This window comes from Flavobacterium sp. (genome assembly GCF_044339515.1).
Taxonomy (GTDB): Bacteria; Bacteroidota; Bacteroidia; order Flavobacteriales; family Flavobacteriaceae; genus Flavobacterium.
The window spans coordinates 13280-35834 of record NZ_JBIIVK010000008.1 but is presented as its reverse complement, the minus strand read 5'-3'; the positions used below and the strand labels follow the sequence as shown (position 1 = coordinate 35834).

General features: G+C 33.4%; 28 protein-coding genes. 10 read left to right on the top strand and 18 right to left on the bottom strand.

The window, feature by feature from the left end; all coding sequences use genetic code 11:
- The first annotated feature begins 43 nt into the window (after nucleotides 1-43).
- On the top strand, nucleotides 44-187 hold the full coding sequence (locus tag ACIQ0M_RS03485) for a hypothetical protein (RefSeq protein ID WP_396149767.1): 144 nt from the start codon (nucleotides 44-46) through the stop codon (nucleotides 185-187).
- Nucleotides 188-201: 14 nt separating this feature from the next.
- Here the strand turns inward: ACIQ0M_RS03485 and nth are convergent, their stop codons facing one another.
- The gene (gene nth / locus ACIQ0M_RS03480) at nucleotides 202-864 is read right to left on the bottom strand and encodes an endonuclease III domain-containing protein (RefSeq protein ID WP_396149765.1); all 663 of its coding nucleotides are present in this window, start codon (nucleotides 862-864) and stop codon (nucleotides 202-204) included.
- 82 nt (nucleotides 865-946) lie between these two features.
- Here nth and bcp point away from each other — a divergent pair, with 82 nt between their 5' ends.
- The gene (gene bcp, locus ACIQ0M_RS03475) at nucleotides 947-1399 is read left to right on the top strand and encodes a thioredoxin-dependent thiol peroxidase (protein WP_396149763.1); all 453 of its coding nucleotides are present in this window, start codon (nucleotides 947-949) and stop codon (nucleotides 1397-1399) included.
- Nucleotides 1400-1432: 33 nt separating this feature from the next.
- Here the strand turns inward: bcp and ACIQ0M_RS03470 are convergent, their stop codons facing one another.
- Complete coding sequence (locus tag ACIQ0M_RS03470; RefSeq protein WP_396149845.1) at nucleotides 1433-2896, bottom strand: TonB-dependent receptor; 1464 nt, start codon at nucleotides 2894-2896, stop codon at nucleotides 1433-1435.
- A gap of 94 nt (nucleotides 2897-2990) precedes the next feature.
- Here ACIQ0M_RS03470 and ACIQ0M_RS03465 point away from each other — a divergent pair, with 94 nt between their 5' ends.
- From ACIQ0M_RS03465 to ACIQ0M_RS03455, 3 genes are read left to right on the top strand one after another with little or no spacing between them, the layout of a single operon-like run.
- Nucleotides 2991-3755, top strand: a complete 765-nt coding sequence (locus ACIQ0M_RS03465) for an MBL fold metallo-hydrolase (protein ID WP_396149761.1) — start codon at nucleotides 2991-2993, stop codon at nucleotides 3753-3755.
- 4 nt (nucleotides 3756-3759) lie between these two features.
- A complete protein-coding gene (locus ACIQ0M_RS03460; RefSeq protein WP_396149759.1) occupies nucleotides 3760-4245 on the top strand; it encodes a hypothetical protein in 486 nt (161 codons plus the stop codon).
- 33 nt (nucleotides 4246-4278) lie between these two features.
- Entirely contained in the window at nucleotides 4279-4770 is a 492-nt protein-coding gene (locus ACIQ0M_RS03455) for a hypothetical protein (RefSeq protein ID WP_396149756.1), read from the top strand.
- 2 nt (nucleotides 4771-4772) lie between these two features.
- Here ACIQ0M_RS03455 and ACIQ0M_RS03450 read toward each other — a convergent pair whose 3' ends face one another.
- From ACIQ0M_RS03450 to ACIQ0M_RS03420, 7 genes are all read right to left on the bottom strand, one after another.
- Entirely contained in the window at nucleotides 4773-5417 is a 645-nt protein-coding gene (locus ACIQ0M_RS03450) for an alpha/beta hydrolase (RefSeq protein WP_396149753.1), read from the bottom strand.
- Between the two features lie 2 nt (nucleotides 5418-5419).
- Nucleotides 5420-5731, bottom strand: coding sequence for a DUF4870 domain-containing protein (locus tag ACIQ0M_RS03445; RefSeq protein WP_396149751.1), 312 nt, complete (start codon nucleotides 5729-5731; stop codon nucleotides 5420-5422).
- Nucleotides 5731-6984, bottom strand: coding sequence for a dihydroorotase family protein (locus tag ACIQ0M_RS03440; protein WP_396149749.1), 1254 nt, complete (start codon nucleotides 6982-6984; stop codon nucleotides 5731-5733). Before ACIQ0M_RS03440 ends, ACIQ0M_RS03445 begins: the two co-directional genes overlap by 1 nt.
- Nucleotides 6981-8921 carry a BatA domain-containing protein gene (locus ACIQ0M_RS03435; protein ID WP_396149747.1) on the bottom strand — a complete coding sequence of 647 codons (1941 nt, stop codon included), beginning with the start codon at nucleotides 8919-8921 and terminating at the stop codon, nucleotides 6981-6983. Before ACIQ0M_RS03435 ends, ACIQ0M_RS03440 begins: the two co-directional genes overlap by 4 nt.
- A gap of 90 nt (nucleotides 8922-9011) precedes the next feature.
- A complete protein-coding gene (locus ACIQ0M_RS03430; RefSeq protein ID WP_396149745.1) occupies nucleotides 9012-10355 on the bottom strand; it encodes a DEAD/DEAH box helicase in 1344 nt (447 codons plus the stop codon).
- A gap of 54 nt (nucleotides 10356-10409) precedes the next feature.
- Nucleotides 10410-11174 carry a TIGR02757 family protein gene (locus tag ACIQ0M_RS03425; protein ID WP_396149743.1) on the bottom strand — a complete coding sequence of 255 codons (765 nt, stop codon included), beginning with the start codon at nucleotides 11172-11174 and terminating at the stop codon, nucleotides 10410-10412.
- A complete protein-coding gene (locus tag ACIQ0M_RS03420; RefSeq protein ID WP_396149741.1) occupies nucleotides 11174-11881 on the bottom strand; it encodes an ABC transporter ATP-binding protein in 708 nt (235 codons plus the stop codon). The genes ACIQ0M_RS03425 and ACIQ0M_RS03420 overlap by 1 nt, the downstream gene beginning before the upstream one ends.
- 143 nt (nucleotides 11882-12024) lie before the next feature.
- On the opposite strand from ACIQ0M_RS03420, the gene msrA reads away from it, so the two are divergent.
- From msrA to ACIQ0M_RS03405, 3 genes are all read left to right on the top strand, one after another.
- Nucleotides 12025-12672: a peptide-methionine (S)-S-oxide reductase MsrA gene (msrA, locus tag ACIQ0M_RS03415; RefSeq protein ID WP_396149738.1), complete on the top strand. Its 648-nt coding sequence runs from the start codon at nucleotides 12025-12027 to the stop codon at nucleotides 12670-12672.
- Nucleotides 12673-12740: 68 nt separating this feature from the next.
- The gene (folE, locus tag ACIQ0M_RS03410) at nucleotides 12741-13412 is read left to right on the top strand and encodes a GTP cyclohydrolase I FolE (protein WP_396149735.1); all 672 of its coding nucleotides are present in this window, start codon (nucleotides 12741-12743) and stop codon (nucleotides 13410-13412) included.
- A gap of 48 nt (nucleotides 13413-13460) precedes the next feature.
- A complete protein-coding gene (locus ACIQ0M_RS03405) occupies nucleotides 13461-13754 on the top strand; it encodes a hypothetical protein (RefSeq protein ID WP_396149733.1) in 294 nt (97 codons plus the stop codon).
- A gap of 37 nt (nucleotides 13755-13791) precedes the next feature.
- Here the strand turns inward: ACIQ0M_RS03405 and ACIQ0M_RS03400 are convergent, their stop codons facing one another.
- From ACIQ0M_RS03400 to ACIQ0M_RS03365, 8 genes are all read right to left on the bottom strand, one after another.
- A complete protein-coding gene (locus ACIQ0M_RS03400; RefSeq protein WP_396149731.1) occupies nucleotides 13792-14118 on the bottom strand; it encodes a DUF6787 family protein in 327 nt (108 codons plus the stop codon).
- Between the two features lie 33 nt (nucleotides 14119-14151).
- Nucleotides 14152-14346 carry a hypothetical protein gene (locus ACIQ0M_RS03395; protein ID WP_396149729.1) on the bottom strand — a complete coding sequence of 65 codons (195 nt, stop codon included), beginning with the start codon at nucleotides 14344-14346 and terminating at the stop codon, nucleotides 14152-14154.
- Between the two features lie 9 nt (nucleotides 14347-14355).
- Nucleotides 14356-14790 (bottom strand): DUF6146 family protein, encoded by a 435-nt coding sequence (locus ACIQ0M_RS03390; protein WP_396149726.1) that lies wholly within the window; start codon nucleotides 14788-14790, stop codon nucleotides 14356-14358.
- Between the two features lie 102 nt (nucleotides 14791-14892).
- Nucleotides 14893-15450 (bottom strand): hypothetical protein, encoded by a 558-nt coding sequence (locus ACIQ0M_RS03385; RefSeq protein WP_396149724.1) that lies wholly within the window; start codon nucleotides 15448-15450, stop codon nucleotides 14893-14895.
- 67 nt (nucleotides 15451-15517) lie between these two features.
- The gene (locus ACIQ0M_RS03380) at nucleotides 15518-16477 is read right to left on the bottom strand and encodes a D-2-hydroxyacid dehydrogenase (protein WP_396149722.1); all 960 of its coding nucleotides are present in this window, start codon (nucleotides 16475-16477) and stop codon (nucleotides 15518-15520) included.
- A gap of 99 nt (nucleotides 16478-16576) precedes the next feature.
- Nucleotides 16577-17647, bottom strand: coding sequence for a 3-phosphoserine/phosphohydroxythreonine transaminase (gene serC, locus ACIQ0M_RS03375; protein ID WP_396149720.1), 1071 nt, complete (start codon nucleotides 17645-17647; stop codon nucleotides 16577-16579).
- Nucleotides 17648-17773: 126 nt separating this feature from the next.
- On the bottom strand, nucleotides 17774-19183 hold the full coding sequence (locus tag ACIQ0M_RS03370; RefSeq protein WP_396149718.1) for a T9SS type A sorting domain-containing protein: 1410 nt from the start codon (nucleotides 19181-19183) through the stop codon (nucleotides 17774-17776).
- Nucleotides 19184-19217: 34 nt separating this feature from the next.
- A complete protein-coding gene (locus tag ACIQ0M_RS03365) occupies nucleotides 19218-20276 on the bottom strand; it encodes an acyl-CoA reductase (protein WP_396149715.1) in 1059 nt (352 codons plus the stop codon).
- Between the two features lie 148 nt (nucleotides 20277-20424).
- On the opposite strand from ACIQ0M_RS03365, the gene ACIQ0M_RS03360 reads away from it, so the two are divergent.
- Together ACIQ0M_RS03360 and ACIQ0M_RS03355 are read left to right on the top strand one after the other, a co-directional pair.
- Nucleotides 20425-20775: a 4Fe-4S dicluster domain-containing protein gene (locus tag ACIQ0M_RS03360; RefSeq protein WP_129464076.1), complete on the top strand. Its 351-nt coding sequence runs from the start codon at nucleotides 20425-20427 to the stop codon at nucleotides 20773-20775.
- Between the two features lie 77 nt (nucleotides 20776-20852).
- Complete coding sequence (locus tag ACIQ0M_RS03355) at nucleotides 20853-21830, top strand: carboxypeptidase-like regulatory domain-containing protein (protein ID WP_396149712.1); 978 nt, start codon at nucleotides 20853-20855, stop codon at nucleotides 21828-21830.
- A gap of 49 nt (nucleotides 21831-21879) precedes the next feature.
- On the opposite strand, the gene ACIQ0M_RS03350 is transcribed toward ACIQ0M_RS03355, so the two are convergent.
- Nucleotides 21880-22416, bottom strand: coding sequence for a hypothetical protein (locus ACIQ0M_RS03350; RefSeq protein WP_396149710.1), 537 nt, complete (start codon nucleotides 22414-22416; stop codon nucleotides 21880-21882).
- Nucleotides 22417-22555: the final 139 nt, after the last annotated feature.

The window sequence follows — 22555 nt, the reverse complement described above, 5'->3', positions numbered from 1 at the left end:
TGGAGAAGTCTTTCGTTGTAGATAAAAACAAACATAATTATCTATGGCAAAACTTTACACTAGTAAAAAATTAGCGGCTCCAAAGATGTTACCCAAAAAAGAAACAATTCGTTTTTTGCTCGACTACTCCAAGGCACTGAGCATTGTTAAAGTTGGAAACATAACTTTTGAAACCATTGCTAATTAAAAGGAACATCCCGATTAAAGTCGGGATGTTTTTTTTTCGATATCTTTCAACACTGACTTTCTTCCAATTGTTCTCGTAATCACATCTTTCTCCAAACTCCAACCTCTTGCTGGCGAATATTCTCGTCCGTACCAAATAATTTGAAGATGCAAATCGTTCCACAATTCTTTTGGGAAAATGGCTTTTGCATCTTTTTCCGTTTGCACCACGTTTTTCCCATTTGATAAATTCCAGCGATACATCAACCGATGAATGTGCGTATCCACCGGAAAAGCCGGAACTCCGAATGCTTGGCTCATCACCACACTCGCCGTTTTATGTCCCACTGCCGGAAGTTCTTCCAACGCTTCAAAACTTTGTGGAACTTGACCGTTGTATTTTTCAATCAAAATTTCAGATAAACCATGAATTCCTTTTGATTTCATGGGTGAAAGTCCACAAGGACGAATAATTTCCTTGATTTCTTCTACAGTCATTTTTACCATATCATAAGGATTATCCGCTTTGGCGAATAATAGGGGTGTAATTTGATTTACCCTGACATCAGTGCATTGGGCTGAAAGCAATACAGCAATGAGTAGTGTATACGGATCTTTGTGGTCTAATGGCACAGGAATCGACGGATATAACTCATTTAACGTATTTATAACAAATGTTGCACGTTCTTTCTTTGTCATTTTTGGTAATTTTGAGTTGTAAAAATAACTTTAATTGTACAACTAAGCAACTTAGCTAAACAGTAACTCAATACTACAAATTATGACGACATTACAAAAAGGCGATAAAGCACCCAATTTTTCTGCAAAAGACCAAGATGGAAACCTTCATACTTTAACTTATTATAAAGGAAAAAAATTAGTAGTATTCTTTTATCCCAAAGCGAACACACCAGGTTGCACAGCCGAAGCTTGTGATTTGCGTGATAATTTTGCTCGTTTTCAAGCCGGAAATTATGCTCTTTTGGGTGTAAGTGCAGATAATGCCAAAGCTCAAGCAAGTTTTAAGAATAAATTCGATTTTCCTTTTCCGCTATTGGCTGATGAAGATAAATCAGTTATACAAGCCTTTGGAGTTTGGGGGCCAAAAAAATTTATGGGGAAAGAATACGACGGAATTCACCGCACCACCTTCATCATTGATGAAAACGGAATCATAGAAGACGTGATTAAAGAAGTGAAAACAAAAGCTCATGCGGAACAAATTTTAGGATAAAAAGAAACAGCCACTTTTAAATGGCTGTTTTTTTTAATTGGTATGTTCCTCTATGATTTTCTTCGGGTCGTAGCCAAAAAGGTTATTTTTCTTAATTATTTCAGCAACACCTTTGGGTAACATTTCTTCCCAACCATCAGTTCCTTTGGCAATCATTCGCAAAACATGACGCGAATATATTTCTAAGTTATTTTGATTGGCAATTTCTATGTCGACTACTTTTCCATTGAATTTAAAGAACTTATACAATTCTTTCATTCTTGGATGTACTTTTAAGTTTTCAGAATTGGTAATTTCACCATTTTCTTCTTTCATGGGATAAAGGAAAACTTTTAAATCACGATAGAATAATTTTCCAAATGCTTCCAAAATTCCACCACTTAAATGGCGATAGTATTTTTCGTCAAAAATATCTACTAAATTATTTACGCCCATGGCCAATCCCATTCTGGCTTTGGTGTAATTAGAGAAATATTCGACCACGCGATAATATTCTTGGAAGTTAGAAATCATAACATATTGTCCTAGCGAACAAAGTAATTCAGCTCTATCCATAAAGTCACGTTCGTCAATTTCACCTTCAGAACGTAAGTTGGAAAGTGTAATTTCAAAAATCACCAACGTATTATCAGCTTCTACTTTGTTTTCCCCTAAAAACATCTCCAAGGATTTCTCATACATGTCCATGTTCACTCGAGTAACCGGACGAAAACTTCCGCGAAGGGCTAGTATGTTTTTCTTGTATAAAATAGATGCGGGAAGTATATTATTTCCATCCGGTCCAAACATTACCGCATCGGTCATACCATTTTTAACCAATTGTAAACTCATTAATCGGTTGTCCACATTGGCAAATCGTGGTCCAGAAAAATTAATAGTATCAATTTCCAATTGATCTTTGTCTAAGTGGTCATACAAATAACGCAATATTTTTTTTGGATCGTTGTATTTATAAAATGCACCATAAATTAAGTTCACACCAAGAATACCAAGCGTTTCCTGCTGTAAACGGGCATCATTTTCTTTAAATCGAATGTGAAGAATAATTTCATTATAGTCTTCATCGGGTTCAATTTGGTATTTAATTCCAACCCAACCGTGTCCTTTAAATTGCTTTGCAAAATCAATCGTAGCAACGGTATTGGCATAACTAAAAAACATTTTGTTAGGATGTTTTACACGATCTAAGCGTTTTTCAATTAAATCCACTTCGTGCGTAAGCATTTTTTTCAAACGGCTTTCTGTTACATATCGACCATCTTTTTCAACACCGTAAATGGCATCACTAAAGTCTTTATCGTAAGCAGACATAGCTTTTGCAATCGTTCCCGAAGAACCGCCTGATCTAAAAAAGTGACGAACCGTTTCCTGACCGGCACCAATCTCAGCAAAAGTTCCGTAAATATTTTCGTTCAGATTGATTCTAAGAGCTTTGTCTTTAATTGAAGGGATTTGTTCAATTGCTCTGTCTCCCTTAAGTTTTATTTCCATTGCTATTCTTTCCATTTTCATTGGTAATGCATTGCAAAGTTAACAAATATCATACCGTTATAAAAGATAAATAGTGCTATTTTTGTGAAAATTTAACGTCTTGAAAGTATATTTTTTAGGAACTGGAACTTCTCAGGGTATTCCGGTCATCGGAAGTAATCATTCCGTTTGCAAAAGTAAGGATGCAAAAGATAAACGATTGCGTGTTTCGGTTTGGATTTATGATGAAAATTATTCTTTTGTGATAGATTGTGGTCCCGATTTTAGACAACAAATGCTCACGAGCGGTTGTACAAAATTGGATGCCATTCTTTTCACGCATGAACATGCCGATCATACAGCGGGATTAGATGATATTCGCCCCTTTTTTTTTAAACAAGGTGATATCCCAATTTATGCTCACAAGCGAGTGATAGAAAACTTAAAAAAGCGATTTGACTATATATTTGAAATTGAGAATAAATATCCCGGAGCACCTTCTGTGGCAATTAATGAGGTGATATCCAATCAAAATTTTATCGTGGGAAATAAAACGATTATTCCAATTGAAGTGATGCATGGAAATCTACAAGTTTTTGGGTATCGAATTGATAATTTCGCTTATTTGACAGATGTCAAAACAATAGAAGAAAAAGAACTTGAGAAACTAAAGAATTTAGATGTACTGGTAGTGAACGCCTTACGAGAAGAACCACACAGTACACATTTTAATTTGGAAGAAGCATTAAATTTCATAGCTTTGGTGAAACCAAAAAAGAGTTATTTAACCCATATCAGTCATTTGATGGGTTTTCATGAGGAAGTACAACAAAAATTACCAAAAAACGTTTATTTAGCATACGATAATTTAGAAATTTCAATTTAATAAAATGAAAAAATCATTATTTATTTACTTGTTTATTGTCACACTTTTGATGACGATTTTCATTTACATGTACTACAGTAAAAAAGTTAAGTTTGAAGCTGAGCGTTTTGAAAATTTAAAAACCAAAATGAATGACACCATTCAATCTTTAAACAACAAATTGTTTGATGCTAATTATTTTACATTGCGAAATAACGATCAAGCCCAAAACTATTTAGAAGATTATTCCATCGAAAAATTAATTCCGAAAATTGAAGCCAATTTAATGGAATTAAACGATAATCCGGAAGGAAATCCAATGGTTGATTTTGGTAAGATAGATGATAAAAAATTTATTATCAATAAAATTGAAGTGCTTAATCACCGCTGGATTATTGCAGATTTCAGTAATGGTGATTTGTGGGGTGAAGTATTATTGCAGTATTTTATTGAAGAAGATGAATCGTTGAATTTTAAAATAATTCAGTCCACATTGTACCCAAAACAGTAAACTTTTGTATATTTAATTCCTTATTTTTTTGATATGAAAAATGGTTTGCTTTTAGTGGCTTTTGTGATTTGTTTAATTTCCTGTAAAAAAATTGATCAGGAAGCCGATCCTGAGTTTTCTCAAAAGCAAACGCTTATGGATACCATCACCAGTGCTGATAAAGATGAAAACGGTTGTTTGGATGGAGCCGGTTATTTCTGGTCGGCACTCAACAAAGAATGTATTAAAATATATGAATCAGCCATTACATTGTATCCTCAAGAGAATCAAAATAATGAGGATGAAACCAAAAATGCCTACATTGTTTTTGCGGAAAATGGTGGAAATGAAGTAGAAGTTTTTTTACCCAATCAAGTAAAATCCATTATACTTATTCGTCCGGCAGAAGGACAACCTTGGCAATTTGATGAATGGCAATTAGTTCCATGGAAAGGTTTTATGCTCAAAAAAGGGGAAGAAATTCTATTTTCAGGTGATGGCAGTATTGGGCCAAAAGTTACCGGGAGTGATAAGATTGAAGATTAACGTTACTTATTTTCTTCTAACCAATTTCTGAAATCATAAAAATTTTGTGGGGCAACACCATGACCAACCGGATATTCTTTATACTCAAATTTAATTCCTAATTTTTCTAAAATCGGACCTGTTTTTCTAGCCCACTCCACCGGAATTACTTGATCAACCGTTCCGTGTGAAGCAAAAATTTTCAGATTTGAAAAGTCATTTTGTTCAAAATTTTCTTTGGCCATTTCGGTATTCAAATAGCCACTCATGGCAACAATCTTTGAAATTTTTTCAGGATAGGATAGACCAATAGCATAACTTAAAATCGCACCTTGACTGAATCCGATTAAAGTGATTTTTTCTATATCAATTGTATATTTTACAATCAATTCATCTATAAAGTCAACCAGTAAATCTCGAGATTGTTTAGCTTGGTTAATGTCGGAAAATTTGTTTTCATCGGCATCAAAATTAATCGCATACCACGCATAACTTCCGTACATCAAAGGATAAGGAGCTTGGGCAGAAATTACAAAATACTCCTCTGGAAGTTCAGAAGCAAACGAAAATAAATCTTCTTCATTGCTGCCATAACCATGTAATAAAAGCAAAAGCGGATTTTTGTCTAACTTGATTTTTGGTTCACGAATTAAATAATGTAACGACATACTTATAGGCTTTTAAATAGATTTTGATAAAAATCGCCCACTAACGGTACTTTCTTTTCTTCACCGTTCAATGCTCCTAAAAATCCATAAATCCATAAGATAAAAAAGAAGATATAAAAGGCTGAGGAAATCATCCAACTGTTAAAGTAACCAATGGGATAGCCCAAAGCAAAAAAAGTTAAAAAAATGCCTAATGCTTGTCTGATATGAAAACTGGCAAAAGCACTTTTGTTTTCATTGTTCATAAAGATGGCAATTACCGCACCAATAATTGTTAAATAAGCCACTATTGCAGCATTTTTATTTTGTTCCATTATGCTAAAATTAATGTTCCGTTATTGTAAATTCCGTAAACTTTTCCAATCATTTTTTCTTCTAAAAAGGCAGAGTTCTTCGATTTCGATAGAATATTTTCCTTTCCAAATGTCCATTCAGTATTTGGGTTGAAGAACGTTAAATCAGCGGCTTCACCTTCTTTAATTGCTGAATTTTCAATACCAAAAGTTGCCTTTCCATTTGTTAATTTGGTAATTATCACATCCAATGGAAGTACATTTAATAACGCTCCAAAAGCACTTTCTAAACCAATGGTTCCGTTTTTGGCCAAATCAAATTCCATTTTTTTGTGTTCAATATCCAACGGATTATGGTCGGAAGTAATCATATCAATCGTTCCGTTTAAAACACCTTGAATTAATGCTTTTCTGTTTTTATCATCTCGTAAAGGCGGACTCACTTTCGTACGAGTATCAAAATCTTCTAACTTTTCATCCGTCAATACCAAATGATGAACCGCTACACTGCAAGAAACGTGTAAACCTTTTGCTTTTGCTTCTTTGATTAATTCCACAGATTTTGCACTTGAAATGGTAGGAATGTGTAATTTTCCTCCTGTGTATTCTAATAAAAATAAATTCCGGGCAATAATTAATTCTTCTGCTAAAGTGGGAATTCCTTTCAAACCTAAACGAGTTGAAACAGCACCTTCGTGAGCCACTCCATTTCCTTTTATTTTTTCATCTTGCGAAAAGGCAATGACTAATCCGTCAAAATCTTGCACATATTGCAATCCGATTTTGAGTAAATTCGCATTGGCAATATTTTTTCCATAGTCACCAAAAGCAACCGCTCCGGAATTTTTCATATCAAACAATTCAGCCAAATCATTTCCTTCTGAACCTTTGGTTAATGCACCTATTGGAAATAAATTAACAGCATTATTGTTGGCTTTTTCCTTTACAAAACGCACTTGCGATTGATTATCTATCACCGGAAAAGAATTGGGTTGCAAAGCAATTGCTGTGAAACCGCTTTTAGCAGCTACTGATAATCCGTTGGCAATCGTTTCACGGTCTTCAAAACCGGGTTCACCTAGCGAAACCGAGCTATCAAACCATCCTTTGGAAACATGAAGATTTTCTAAACTAATTTCATCAAAATCTTTTTCTGAAGGCAAGTTTGAACCCATTTTTTCAATGGTTTTACCCACAATTTTCAGGTCGGTTTTTTGGTTGTGATGCACACCGTTTGGGTCGATGATGGTTGCATTTCGGATGATTAAATTCATTTCACAAATTTTTGAATGAGTAGTTCCAGTAACACAAATAATAACGCAAGGATTACAAACCATTTCCAAATCGTGTTGTCGGTTCTGTTGGTTTGTAATGCATCAAAAACAGCTTCGATTGAATTACCGTTTTCGTAAGATTCTAACAAATTTGAATTATCCAAACGCAGATCACTTTCAGTTCGGGAATAATTAAAACTTATATTTTTTAGGATAGAATTGTCTTTCAAAGCATTGTAATTTCCGGCTTTATTAGGACTTTCTGCAAAAGTGAGTTTTACTTTATTATTCAGAATTTGTTGCTGTGGAATAAATTTTTCACTCTTTTCATCAGTAACCGAAACCACAGAAATAATTTCATCTTTAGACAAAAGTTGGTCAATTGTAATAGGTGAGGAAGTGCCCACTGTTAATGCATTGATTCCGGTTTTTGCACTTTGAAATGCCATGTTATAAAAAGTTGGGACAATCAAAGGGGAATTTTTAAAATTAGAATTTTCCTTGTTGATAGGTGCAGAAAAAACATAAAAATTACCCAACGAATTTGAAACCACAGTTAAAAATGAACTTTGATCTTCATAATTTAGAATAGAAGGATAAGTACTTTTTAAAGCAAAATTTGATTTTGTATTTGGATACTGAAAATTGTCAACTTTCTTTTCAAATACGCCATTATAGAGTGGATGTGAAAACGAGATGTTTGTAATTTTCGCCTCTTTTTTCAGCAATTCATTCACAGAAAATGTTCCAAAATTTCTTAGTAAACTATTTATATTAGCAACATTATTTTCCTCTGAAGGAATAAAAATAATATTACCACCTTTTTCATAAAATGATTTTAGTGTAGTTTGTAAGGCTTGCGGGATTTCCTTAACTTCATTGAGAATAATAGCATCTTGTTTTTCCAATAAATTATAATCCAATGACTTCAAATCAAATTGAGAAAAGAGAAATTCACTTTCCGTATAAATTTTTGTCAGAAATTGATTTTTCTCCGTTTCACCAATAGCTAAAACAGTCGCTTTTTCAGGTTTTGAAATACTGAAATAGTAATAATTGTCATAAGTCAATCCGGGTTCATCAATAAAAACATATCCATTGAAATCAGCTTTCGGAATGGTGAAAAAAAGCACTTTTTCTGCTTGATCAAATTTAACTTGTGTTTTGGCAATCAACTGTTTTTGGTTGTAAACTGCCACCGGTATTTCTTGTTCTGATTCGCCAAACGATTTTAATTTTACACCTATTTCATAGAAATTATCCAACGTTTGTTGAAGATAAACACTATCCACCGACACATTGTTTTTTTGTTCCGATTTTGGTAGGATAAAGATCGGATTAATTGTTTCATCAATTGGTTTTAACTGATTTGCTTGAAGGTTTATAGCATCAGTAATCACCACAACATCCTTATTAAAAGGCGTTTTTCTGGATTTTATTTTGGTTAAACTCTGGTCTAGTTGAAACGAAGTGGCACTGTATTCCAAATTCATCAATTCTTTTTGAATCGATTTAATGTCGGTATTCCAATATACATCGTCATTGGTAAGAAGCGAAAAAGTCGTATTTTCGGGTGTTTTTTCCAGCAATTCCTGAACAGATCTTTTGAGCAATTCGCCTAGTTTTCCTTTAGCTTGCATGCTAAACGAATTGTCTAAAACAAGATATAATTCGTTGGTAACTCCCTTACTGTCTTTGGCTTTAAAAAAAGGTTGGGCAAATGCAAAAATCAACGCTGTTAATAGTAACAATCTTGTTAGTAACAACAACCATTTTTTAAGTTGTGAACTTTTTCGGGTTTGTATGGAAAGTTCTTTCAGGAATTTTACATTGGTGAAATATTCCTTTTTAAATCGTCTGAGTTGAAATAAATGGACTAAAATTGGCAACACCAATAAAAAGAGAAAATACAGAATTTCAGGATGTTTAAACTGCATTAATTGAAAGTTTGTCAAAGATAACTTTTATATTCTAACGATACAAATCAAAAGTGTTAAGCGAAAGCGAAAGATTTCAACTCAAAAGAATTATTTTTTCTTTTTTTTCTCGTCTCTCTTTCTCTCTACACCACGGTTTCTCGATTCTGTTTTGCGAGGAGTTCGTTTTCCCGGACCACCTAAATTAACCTTTTTATTTTTGTCTTTTTTCTCATGAAATGCTTCACCACCTTCTTTTTTGGGACGTTTCAAAAGCATTTTCATTTTTTTCTTTTCCTTTTCAAATTCCAGTATTTTCTCTTCGATTTCGATGTTAGGAAGTGGCAAAAGCTCAATTTCCTTTTCCATCAAAATTTCAGCTTCAATTTGAATTTCTTCTTCTCTTGGACTAATAAAACTAACAGCTATTCCCGTTTTATCAGCACGGCCTGTTCGACCAATTCGGTGAATGTACTGTTCAGGAACCTCCGGAAATTCCATGTTGACAACGTGTGTAATATCCGAAATGTCCAAACCACGTGCCATCACATCGGTGGTTACAATTCCTCTGATTTCTCCGGCTTGAAAGGAAGCCATCGTATTCAAACGATAATTTTGCGATTTGTTGGAGTGAATCAGACCAAACTGTTCTGGAAATTCTTCTTCCAAAGCAATCGAAACTAAATCGGCGGTTTTTTTATTGTTAATAAAAATCAGCAATCGCGACATGCTTTCATCGGAGTGCAATAGTTCTTTAAGTAAATTTAGTTTCGTTAGAAAATTAGGCACTTTATAACCAATTTGTGTAATTTTTTCAAGCGGTGTGCCGGATGGAGCCAATGAAACTTCCACAGGAAAATCAAAATACTCATCTAACATATCATCCACTTCATCCGTCATAGTAGCCGAAAAAAGGATGTTTTGTCTTTTTGATTTTAACATCGTCAAGATGGAAGTAACTTGAAAACGAAACCCTAAATTCAGCATTTCATCAAACTCATCAATCACTAATTTCTGAATTTCATCAAAACGTATGACGTTGTCCAAAGCCAAATCCATTACCCGCCCTGGTGTTCCAACTAAAATATCCACACCTTGATATACGGCTGTTTTTTGCGTGTTGATGTTCACGCCACCATAAACACCTAACGTTCGAACGGACATATATTGGGTCAATTTCACGACTTCTTCGGCCACTTGCACTACTAATTCACGTGTGGGAACTAAAATCAAAACACGGGGTGTGTGCGTATTTTGAAATTTCCAATGCTTTAAAATCGGTAATAAGTAGGCAAATGTTTTTCCCGTTCCGGTTTGAGCAATTCCCATCATATCGCGACCGGATAAAATAACCGGCATCGATTTAATTTGAATAGGTGTGGGGTGCGTGAAACCTAGTTCATCAATGGCTTTTTGCAATGATTTAGGCAAATCAAAATCCAGAAAAGTAGACATAAAAAAGATAATTTTTGCAAAGGTACGGAATTTTAAATCAATGCTTAAAACCGACTAAAATCCTTCAAAAACTCCTAATCCAAAAAGAGCAAAATCATATTTCACCGGATCATTTTTATCCAATTTTTGTAAGTTGGAATCCAATTCAAAAAGTGCTTTTGCGTCGTTTTGCTTTCGCGTAAGCAAACCTAATTTTCGAGCCACATTTCCGGAATGAACATCAAGCGGACAAGAAAGTTGTGCGGGAGAAATGGAGTTCCAAATACCTAAATCAACTCCTGAATTATCGTTTCGAACCATCCAACGCAAAAACATATTGATACGTTTGGCAGCTGAATTATTCATTGGGTCAGAAATATGTTTTTGAGTTCGGTAATCGTGATGAATTTCAAAAAAGACAGTTTTGAAATTAGAAATATTCTGTTGTACGGTATTTATTTTAATGTCTTTACTGAAAACAGATTCCAATCCATTGTGATATTGATAAATATTTTTCAATGCTTTGATAAAAGCAATACAATCATTTCCATTGAAGGTTCGATGAACAAAATCACTTACTTTTTCCAAATCATTTTCATTATGATTCATCACAAAATCATAAGGGGAATTTCCCAATTTTGCCATTAGTTTTTGACTATTATTGATAATCATTTTACGATTTCCCCACGAAATGGTTGCAGTTAAAAATCCGGCAATTTCAATATCTTCTTTTAAAGTGTAAAGATGCGGAATCTGAATTGGATCGCTTTCAATAAATTTTGGATGATTGTAAAGCAGCACTTTTTCATCCAGAAATTCTTTTAATTCCAAATGATTCATTAAACAGTTGCATTTGGAATTGAAGCGTTATCAATCCAACCTGAGTTTTGGTCAAACAAACCATCTTTCATCACTAATTTACGATCGGCCATATTAGCTAAAGTTTCATTGTGGGTTACAATCACAAACGTTTGCCCGAATTCAACTCTTAATTTGAAAAATAATTCATGTAGGTTTTCGGCAGATGTTGTATCTAAGTTTCCGGAAGGTTCATCGGCAAAAATGACAGCCGGTTTGTTGATTAGTGCTCTGGCAACAGCCACACGTTGCTGTTCTCCACCGGAAAGTTCGCCCGGCTTGTGGTCCATTCGATGTGATAAACCAAGGTAGTTGAGTAGTTTTATAGCTTCCTCTTCGGCTTCAGGCTTTGTTTTTCCTGCTATAAAAGCTGGTATACAAACATTTTCTAAGGCTGTAAATTCCGGTAATAATTGATGGAATTGGAAAATAAACCCAAGTTTTAAATTTCTAAACTTAGACAATTGCTTGTCATTCATGCTTAAAACATTTTCACTGTCTATTGTTAATTCGGTACCGTTATCCTTCGATGGTTTCTCTAATGTTCCCAAAATTTGAAGCAAAGTCGTTTTTCCGGCACCAGATGCACCAACAATTGCGATGATTTCTCCTTGTTTAATAGAAATATCAACTCCTTTTAAAACATGAAGTTGATCAAAATATTTATGAATTCTTTTTGCTTGTATCATAAAAAACAATTTTTACAAAGTAACAAAGATTTTGATGATTGTGAAACCGTATCAGTTCTATTTATCGTAGTATAAATAATAAAATTACGTTAAAGATGTAATTTTGTTTAATATTATAGTACATTTGTTAAACAAAAAATGATATGAAAAATCTCGTAATACTCTTAGTAGCCTTTTCAACCTTTTCTTGTCAATCGCAAGAAAAGAAAAGTACTTTTTTAGAAAATAAACAACCAATTAAAATGAATGTAGCAAACGGATTAGAATTAGCCACTTTTGCCGGTGGATGTTTTTGGTGTACAGAGGCAGTTTTTTTAGAAATAGAGGGAGTAAAAAAAGTGGTGTCGGGTTATATTGGAGGCACAACTAAAAATCCAACTTACAGAGAAATTGGAACAGGAATGACCGGTCATGCCGAAGCTATTCAAATTACGTTTGACCCAAAAGTAGTTTCGTTTGGAGAACTGTTGGAAATTTTCTTCGCCACGCACGATCCAACCACTTTAAACCGTCAAGGAAATGATGTAGGAACGCAATACCGCAGCGAAGTTTTTTATTATAATGATGATCAAAAACAACTGACTGAAGAATATATTAAGTTGATGACCGACGAGAAAACATTTAAAAGTGCAATTGTCACAAGAGTTTCGGCAGCTTCCGTTTTTTATCAGGCGGAAGATTATCATCAAAATTATTATAATTTGAATAGAACCCAGTCGTATTGCAGTTATGTAATCACACCGAAAATTGAAAAATTGAAAAAGAATTTTAAAGATAAATTGAAGAATTAATTGCCTAAAAGTTTAAACACGGAACAGCTTTACAAAAAGCATTGATGTAATTTAAAAAAAAAGACGCTATGAACAATCAAATTGAAAAAGAATTATTTGAACTTTTGGGAGACGAACATCAGATGACTTCTGCAGAAACTCCTTTGCGACCGGACGCATTTGACAAGTCTGACGACGAGAAAATGGCCACGATAGAAAAACATTTTCATATTATTATGGAAGAAATGGGATTGGACATGACCGATGACAGTTTGCGAGGAACACCACATCGAGTTGCTAAAATGTTTATCCAAGAGATTTTTAGTGGTTTAAATCCGGCTAATAAACCCAAAATTTCTGTTTTTGAAAACAGTTATCACTATGACAAAATGTTGGTAGAGGCGAATATTAGTTTCAATTCTACTTGTGAACATCACTTTTTACCTATTATAGGAAAAGCACATATTGGTTATGTATCAAATGGAAAGGTGATTGGTTTATCAAAGTTAAATCGAATTGTTGACTACTATGCTCGAAGACCACAAGTACAGGAACGCATGATTATGCAAATTTTTAACGAACTCAAAACAGTTTTAAATACAGATGACGTTATTGTGGTTGTTGAAGCGGAACATTTGTGTGTATCAAGTCGCGGAATCAAAGACAGTTCAAGCTACACGTCAACGATTCAATACGGTGGAATCTTTGATGAAAAGGAAAACAGAAATGATTTTTTTAATTTATTGAATAAAGAAAAATAATTTGGCATTACTTTTGTCGTTATGAAGTAAAATTTAAACAAGTTTTCAATGACAAAAGAAGTTGCTGTTCAATCAGTTAAAGATACGAAATCAAGAGATTTAGTTTTGAGTCTTATTTTTGATGGTATTGGTATGTTGTCTTATTTGGTACCATTTTTAGGTACGCTATCGGATGTTATTTGGGCACCTATTGCCGGATTAATTTTGATGCGAATGTACAAAGGAACTGTTGGAACCGTGGGCGGATTTTTGGTTTTTGTAGAAGAATTGATGCCGGGAATTGATTTTATTCCCACCTTCACGATAACATGGATTTATACTTACTTGATAAAAAAGAAATAGAAATTTTAAAAACTGCAATTTAATCGTTGCAGTTTTTTTATTGTTTGGACGAATTCTTTTCAAACCAATTCGCTATAAATCCTAACTTCATACTGCGAAGCATTTTTTTTTCAAAAGCCCAAAAAAACTCAAATTGTCCGAAAAGAAATCCAAATAAAACCAATAAAACCTGATAAATAGGAAAAATGGCAATCAAACGGATTGGGAAATACAACCATCCTAAGTTATCACTGGTTAGACCAATATAAGTCGTAAAAGGTTTTGATAAATAGGCCGATACAGAACCAGTGATTGCAAAAACAATAAAAATTACAACGAGTTGAAAGTTTGAAGTAACACCCCAACGGGCTTTTAGTTTTTTCATAGATTAACTGAAGAATTCAAAAAAAATGAGAATTTAGACCTTTTCTTTTTTGGAATGTTTGACTATTTTTACAATCAACAAAAGTAAGGCTATTGATTTAAAAAGCATTCCCAACAATAAAAATAAATTAGCATTTGAGTAGTGCATGATTTTGAAATAAGAACCAACAATAACCAAAACTATTCCTAAAAGAAAAGAAATAATGATATAAAGAAATTTTTGCAACATAAAAGTCAATTAAATTCTGGCCGCAAATCCGCCCAATTGTTGTTTATAGGTTTGTTGAAAATAGACTAAATAATTAAAAAGCATATAATTTACTTCGTAACCATAATCTATTCCGCGTTGGTAGTCAATTTGCATTTGATATAAATTAGGGTCAAATCGGATGGGTTGTAAAACACGATTATTAAATTCCGTGACCCAAAATTGGTTGCGTGCTTCCAAATAACTTTGCGAATAATAATCTCTTGGCATGGCTCTGCTGGCTAACCAAAAATTAAACCCAGGCTCTATGATGATGATTTCATATTCTAACTCTTCATTTGCAATTCTAACCGTATCGGAAACCGTTGATGCAATTTCTTTTTGGGAAACAGGAGCGACAGACTTATTCCCGGAACAAGCATATATTAAACTGCAAAGAAATAATAGGAAGACTATATTTTTCATACCATAAAAGTACAAAAAATGACTGATTCAGCTAATTAATTAAGTATATTTAACAAAAAACCACTCCGAAAGAAGTGGTTTTATAATTGTAGTTTACTATTTTTATTTGCCAAATAATTTACCAAATAATCCACCGAGACCTCCTTTTTTAGTGGCTGCAGCCATCGCGTCTTGCATGTCTACTTTACCATCATTATTTTGGTCTAAACCAAATTGACCACCATATTTAGTGACCATATCCATCAAATTGGAATTACCAGAACCACCCGAAATTGCATTAACCAAATCAGAAACCTCAAAACCTTTTACATTTGGATCTTTAGCTTTTCCAACTAATGAACCCAATATTTGTGGAATCATATTTGCCGCAACTCCATTTGCAGCTTGACTATCTAAACCGACTTTTTTACCTAAATTCCCTGAAACTTGTTCTATAAGTTGTTTTACGACCGGATTTGAAGCAGATCCGGCATTATTTCCCTGAAAAAGCCCGGCTAACTGCTCGAGTTTTCCATCAGATGCCATTTTTTGCAAACCTGAAAGTAAAGAACTTTCAGTTTCTTTCATGACGCTATCGTTCAATTCATTGGGAACGGCATTGTTTTTAACTACGGCATCATTTCCGAATTGTTGCACTAATTGTGTTAATTGCTCTAACATAGTATTGGCTTTTAAAGTTATTGATACGAAGTTAAAAAATAATCTACTAATTTAACGAAAACCACTATTATTTTTCTGTTTTCAATAAACTGATAATTTGTTCAGCCAATTCAGTTCCAATTCGATCTTGTGCTTCTAACGTAGCAGCACCAATATGTGGTGTTAACGAAATGTTTGGATGCATTAATATTTTGATTTCAGGAGTTGGCTCGTTTTCAAAAACATCTAAACCGGCAAATAACACTTTTCCTTCGTCTAATGCTTCTACTAAAGCTACTTCGTCAATCACACCACCACGTGCGGCATTAACTATTCCCACATTGTCTTTCATGATTTTTAATTCTTCGCGACCAATTACGTAGCCATCTTGAGCCGGTACATGTAAAGTAACAAAGTCAGAATGCTTTAATAAATCTTCCATTGGTTCGGTTGCAATATCAACATTAATGAATTGACCATTATAGAAATCTACTCGAATAACAGCTTCGCCAACATATTTATCAGATGCAATCACTTTCATTCCTAAACCAAGAGCCATTTTTGCAACTGCTTGACCAATTCGACCGAAACCAATGATTCCTAATGTTTTTCCTCGTAATTCGATACCATTAGCATAGGCTTTTTTCAAACCTTCAAAATTGGTATCACCTTCTAAAGGCATATTTCTATTAGCATCATGCAAAAAACGAACACCTGAAAAAAGATGTGCAAAAACTAATTCGGCAACGGATTCTGAGGATGATGCCGGCGTGTTGATGACGTGAATTCCTTTTTCTCGAGCATATGCCACGTCGATGTTATCCATTCCCACACCGCCACGACCGATGATTTTTAGAGTCGGACAATTATCAATGATATCTTTTCTAACTTTAGTTGCACTTCGCACCAAAATTACACTCACTTGATTTGCATTAATAAAATTGGCCACTTGTTCTTGGGCAACTTTGGTTGTAATTACTTCAAATCCTCCTTTTTCTAAGGCTTTAATTCCGCTTGGAGAAATTCCGTCGTTGGCTAATACTTTCATTTTTTTAGGTTCTGAGTTGCTGAGTTGCTGAGATTCTGAGATTCTGAGATTCTGAGATTCTGAGATTCTGACAACTTGTTAATATATTATTTCTATTCTCTAAATTTTACTTTCTAATTCCTTCATCACATCAACCAAAACTTGCACACTTTCCAGTGGAAGAGCATTGTACATCGAAGCTCTGTAACCGCCAACCGAACGATGACCCGGTAATCCTGAAATTCCGGCATCTTTCCAAAGTTTATCGAAAATAGGAGCGTGGGCTTCATCATTCAATAAGAATGTGGCGTTCATGTTACTTCTGAATTCTGCAACGGCTGTTCCTTTGAACAATGGATTTCGATCGATTTCAGTATATAATAAATTGGCTTTCGCTTCATTAACTTTTTCAATGGCTGTAATTCCGCCTAAATTTTTCAACCATTGTAAGGTTAATAGCGATGCATAAACCGGAAAGACAGCCGGTGTGTTATACATACTTTCTTTTTCTATATGTTGAACATAATCCAACATATTGGGAATAGTTCTACCTGATTTTCCTAGAATTTCTTCTTTTACAACGACCAAAGTTGTTCCGGCTGGACCCATATTTTTCTGAGCTCCGGCATAAATTAAATCAAATTTTGAAAAATCTAATGTGCGAGAGAAAATATCAGAACTCATATCACAAACCATTGGAATTTCAAGGTTTGGAAAGTCTTTAATTTGTGTTCCAAAAATCGTATTGTTGGATGTACAATGGAAATAATCAGCATCCGATGGAACAGAATATCCTGTTGGAATATGGTTATAATTTTCAGCTTTTGAAGATGCAACAACTACGGTTTCGCCAAAGTGTTTAGCTTCCTTGATGGCAGAATTTGCCCATGTTCCGGTGTCGAGATAAGCTGCTTTTCCGTTCACTTTCATTAAGTTATAAGGAACCATCAAAAATTCTAAACTTGCTCCGCCATGCAAAAATAAAGCTTGATAACCTTTTCCTTCTAAACCTAAAAGTTCCAAAGCTAAAGCTCTTGCTTCATCCATTACAGCAACAAAATCTTTGCTACGGTGTGAAATTTCTAATATTGATAAACCTGAATCATTAAAATTTAAAATGGCTTGAGCCGATTTTTCAAATACTTCTTGTGGTAAAATACAAGGTCCTGCACTATAATTGTGTTTTTTCATTATGGAAGTTTGATTTCAAAAAATTGAATTGCAAATTTCTGAAATTCACATCAAAAACACCGATAGTTAAGTGTAGTTTTTATTATTGATTATTAACAAAAACGTTGTAGTTAAAAAGTTAAAATTTTATTTTTTAATAATTTTATGGGTTTCAAATAATCCGCTATCAAAGTTAATTTTTAAGAAATAAAGCCCTGATTGAAAGTTTTCTAATGAAATAGTAGAATTCTCAAGAGATGATGATTGAAGTAATTTTCCGGTTACACTGAAAAGCTCATAACTTTTTGACTGATTTAAAGAACTATTTTGAATCGTTATAGCAGACGCGGTTGGATTAGGAAAAATAGAAATGTCACTTTTTTCGAACGAAGGTGTATTTAGATTTTCCAAATTAAAAGCATAGGCTTTTCCGCTGTTGATGACACCCTCATTAAAAGCTCCCAACACGAAATTAGAACCTTGCAAAGAAATACTATTCCCTAATCGATCATCCATTCCGGCTTGTCCCTCTCCATAAAAAAAAGTTTGCATTTGCCATTCGTTTTCAATTTTTTTATAGTAAAAAACGGGGAATTTACGACTAAAATTCAATACATATTCATCATACCCAACAAGCATATTATTTTCCGATACGTTAATTTTCCCAATTACAAAATCATTAAAATCCATTGGTAGAATAGTTTCATACTCCCAAGTATTGTTTACACGATTATAAATATACAAATTGTTTATAGAGCCAGTACCGGAATCTAATTCATGTATACTAAGGTATAATCTTTGGCCATCAAAAGAAAAATCTTTTATATTTTTTTCTAAACTACCAAATTCTTCACTTGAATCGCTGTAAGTCCAATTACTTCCAAATAAAAAGGTATGATATTTTCTTTGATTAAATGTGTGCTCTGAAACAACTAATAAATCATCTTGAATTTCTATTTTCTCTCCTAAATTGACAGTATTGGGAATAGTCAATTTTTGACTAAAAATCCATTCTGTTCCATCAAATGTATAAATATAAATAGCTCCAATTCCGTCCACATTTACATCATTCGGAGCGGCGATGAACATTGAATTTTCTTGAATTTTTAAAAAAGAACCAAATTGTTGATCAGCTGATGCATCATTTGCAGTTATTTTTTGAAAAAAGCTCCATTCATTATTCGTTTTTCTATACACATAAAGAGCTCCGGCATTCGTAAAACCAACATCATGCAAAGGTGATCCAACGACAATAAATTCATCACTAACAGAAATTGATTTCCCATATTGATCGGAAGACGCTGCATCGTCAGGATAGAAAACATTTTCTTGAGTTATTGTTTGATTTTCTTGTGAAAATACATATACCATTCCGATACTAGGTGGAAAAGTAGATGACCCACCGGCAACAACAATTGTGTTGTTAAATAATGCTGTTTCTTTTCCAAATAAGAATGCAGGTGTAGTTGTGTTAGGGGAAAATCCACTTAAATTAGTTTGAGCAAATAATCCATTTAGAAATAAAACGAAGACTGACAAAAGTAGTTTTCTAATCATGATTGCGTTGTTTCCTACAAATATAAGAAAAATTCTAAACCGAAATCAAAAATTCTAACGTGTCCACATTATCGGCATAATCCCAAAGCTGCGGTTTTTGTGTTTGACCAAATGCAATACTATTTTTTGTTAAGCCATTGGAAACAATACATTGAATTTGATCTTCATCATTTTTCAAACGACTTTTTAAATCCGATAATGAATCATAATATTCATAAAAAATTGAGGAAATAGGAGAGGAGTAGCTTGAATCTTCTTTTAAAGTTAAAAACCCATTATCCAATAATTTGAAATTACTCATCAAAAAAACAGCTTTGTTGTAATCGTAATTGTTTGAATATTTCTCATAATGAATTACGTCTTGGTATTCAAAAATAGCTCGAAAAAAAGCGTCAAAACTATATCCTTTTGGCACAAAAAGTTTGGAGACATTCCGACATCCTAAACCGAAATAGCGAAAAATATCTTCGCCTAGATTGACTAAATCTTCGTGCGATTCATTTCCATTCAAAATCGCAACAGAATTTCTGTTTTTACGAATTATTGACGGTTTGTTCTTAAAATAATATTCAAAGTAACGTGCAGTATTGTTACTTCCGGTGGCAATTACAGCATCAAAATTTTCTAATTTACCATCGGTAAAAGTGATTCTTTCAGCTAATTCAGGTTCGATGGAAATCAAATAATTTGCTAAGAATTTTATTAAATGTTGATCGTTAGATGAAGTTTTTACTAAAACCTTATGTCCTGAAATCAACACCGATAAAAAGTCGTGAAAACCAACCAGCGGAATATTTCCTGCTAAAATTAATCCGATTGTTTTGGGTTGCACTTTCGAAAAATCATAAGGCGAAAGCCATTTATTTAAATTTTCTTCGGTCAAAGCTTCTGCCCACGAATTCACAGCAAAATAAACTTGTTCTTGTGTAAACCAACCGTAATGCGATTGCGACAAAGCCAACAATGTTTCAAATGAATCAAAAAAGCGGTTATTATGTTGAACCTCAATATTTCGCTGGGAATTATCCAATGAAAACTGAGTCAAAAACTTTCCTAATTCAACAAAACTCGAAATTTTATTTTTTTGTAACATTTGATACTTGTTTATAACGTCTTTTGATTGTAATTTTGCACAAAAATAAGAAATAGAATTTTGGCAACAGCAAATAGTTGGAAGTTTAAAACTAATTTTATAGCATAACTTTAAACTTTTAAACACTATAACTTTTAAACAAAAAAAAATGGCTATTATCATAACAGACGAATGTATTAACTGCGGAGCTTGCGAACCGGAGTGTCCAAACACAGCAATTTATGAAGGAGCAGACGATTGGCGATATAAAGATGGAACAAAACTTCGAGGTAAAGTGATTTTACCCGATGGAACTGAAGTAGATTCTGAAGCTGCTCAAACACCAATTTCTGACGATATTTATTATATTGTTCCAGGAAAATGTACTGAGTGCAAAGGCTTTCATGAAGAACCACAATGTGCCGCCGTTTGTCCGGTAGATTGTTGTGTTCCCGATGATAATCATGTGGAAAGCGAAGAAACACTTTTGAATAGGCAAGCTTTTTTACATAACGAATAAAAATTAATCCCTTTTGGGATTTTTTTATGAAAAATTTATTCTTACCGATTTTTATTTTTTTTATAATAACTCCGTTATTGGCACAAACCATAAACGGAAAAATTGTTGATGAAAATAATTCGCCTCTGTATGGTGTATCAGTTTATTTTGATGGCACAACTATCGGAACTACAACAGATAATGATGGTCTATTTGAATTAAAACTACAATCTGTACCGAATGCAACTTTAGTGATTAGTTATATTGGGTATGAATCGATTTATTTGAATACTGTTCAATCGCCAATTGAAATAAAGCTAAAACCAAGTTCCATTGTTTTAAAAGAGGTAATTTTAGAACCCATTCCATTTTCCAGAAAAGAAATGTTGGCTGTTTTTAGAGAACAGTTTCTGGGAAGAACCAAAGGTGGAAAAAATTGTGTGATTTTAAATGAAGATGCCATTCAGTTTTCGTACGAATCAAAAAATTTCAAATTAGCTGCTTTTTCAGATGAAAAAATAACCATTAGAAATAATTATTTAGGGTATATCATCGAAGTTGATTTAGTGGATTTTTATGTTTTGTATGACAAACGAACACTTTCTAATGACTATTTGCGTGGAAGTTATTTTGCAGTGACTTCTTTTTTTAGAGAAATCGAAGAAATTGACAAATCATATGATAAAAATAGAATTTCTTCTTACTTAGGCTCTTTCAAGCACTTTTTTAAAAATTTGATCGAAAAGAAATGGGGAAAGAAAGAATTCATTCTTTTTGATGGAAGCTTTGCTACCGATGCCAATTTGCATTTTGAAATTTCAGATGTCAACAACATGAAGTTGATTAAAGTGAAACCAAAGGCAATCACAACAAATATACAAACTACATCTAAATTCTTCAGAAGTTTTAATGTGTTGTATAAAAATAAAGAACAATCCAAAATCATCTTTAAAACTTCTGAATTCTATGTTGACGCATTTGGTAATCACACCCATATTGACCAAATAGACTTTTCAGGTGAAATTTCAGAAAAGCGATTTGGAGATATGTTGCCATTGGATTTTGAACCCAAATAAAAAAATCCTGAGCCAAACTCAGGATTCTAAAAGAAATTTAGGGTTAAATTTACTTTTTCATAATTTCATAAGTTTCATAGGTAACCATGTCTGTTGTTGAGTTATACGATTCTAAAACTAAGTTTCCCCTGGTATCAAAATAGGAAATAGCAGTTTTGTTTTTGCCTATGAATATGAAACTGTTAGTGGTAGTTTTTCGGATTTTTCCAATCTTTTTATTGTTTTCGGATACTAATTGATAGCCTTTTGCATCAAATTCAACTTTATATTTTTCACCGTTTAGTGTGTAATAGTTTGTTCGATCGACATCTACAATTCTAATACTACCATCGGGGTTGATAATTTCAGTTGACTGTTCTAAAATGGTTGGAGAGGGTTTAATATCACGATTCACGGTGGCATCTTTCGGACCTTCTAACTCAATCATTTGAACTTCCCGGGAATTCTCGTTTTTAATCGTTTTTGTCTCTTTCTCACCATCGTTTACTGTGATGATTGTTTTTTTTGTCTCGTCGATGACATTTTTATTTTGAGCTTGACTTAATGAAAATGTAAATACAAGTGCAATGAGTGTGGTAAGTTTCATAATTTATCTGTTTAATTGTTTAATATGGTAAAGGTACAATCTTACGGATTGTCTTGTGTTACAGAATTTTAATGAAGGTTTATACAATTCGCACCCAATGATTTAGAATGTTTTTAATCTTTCAATATTATAAACTATA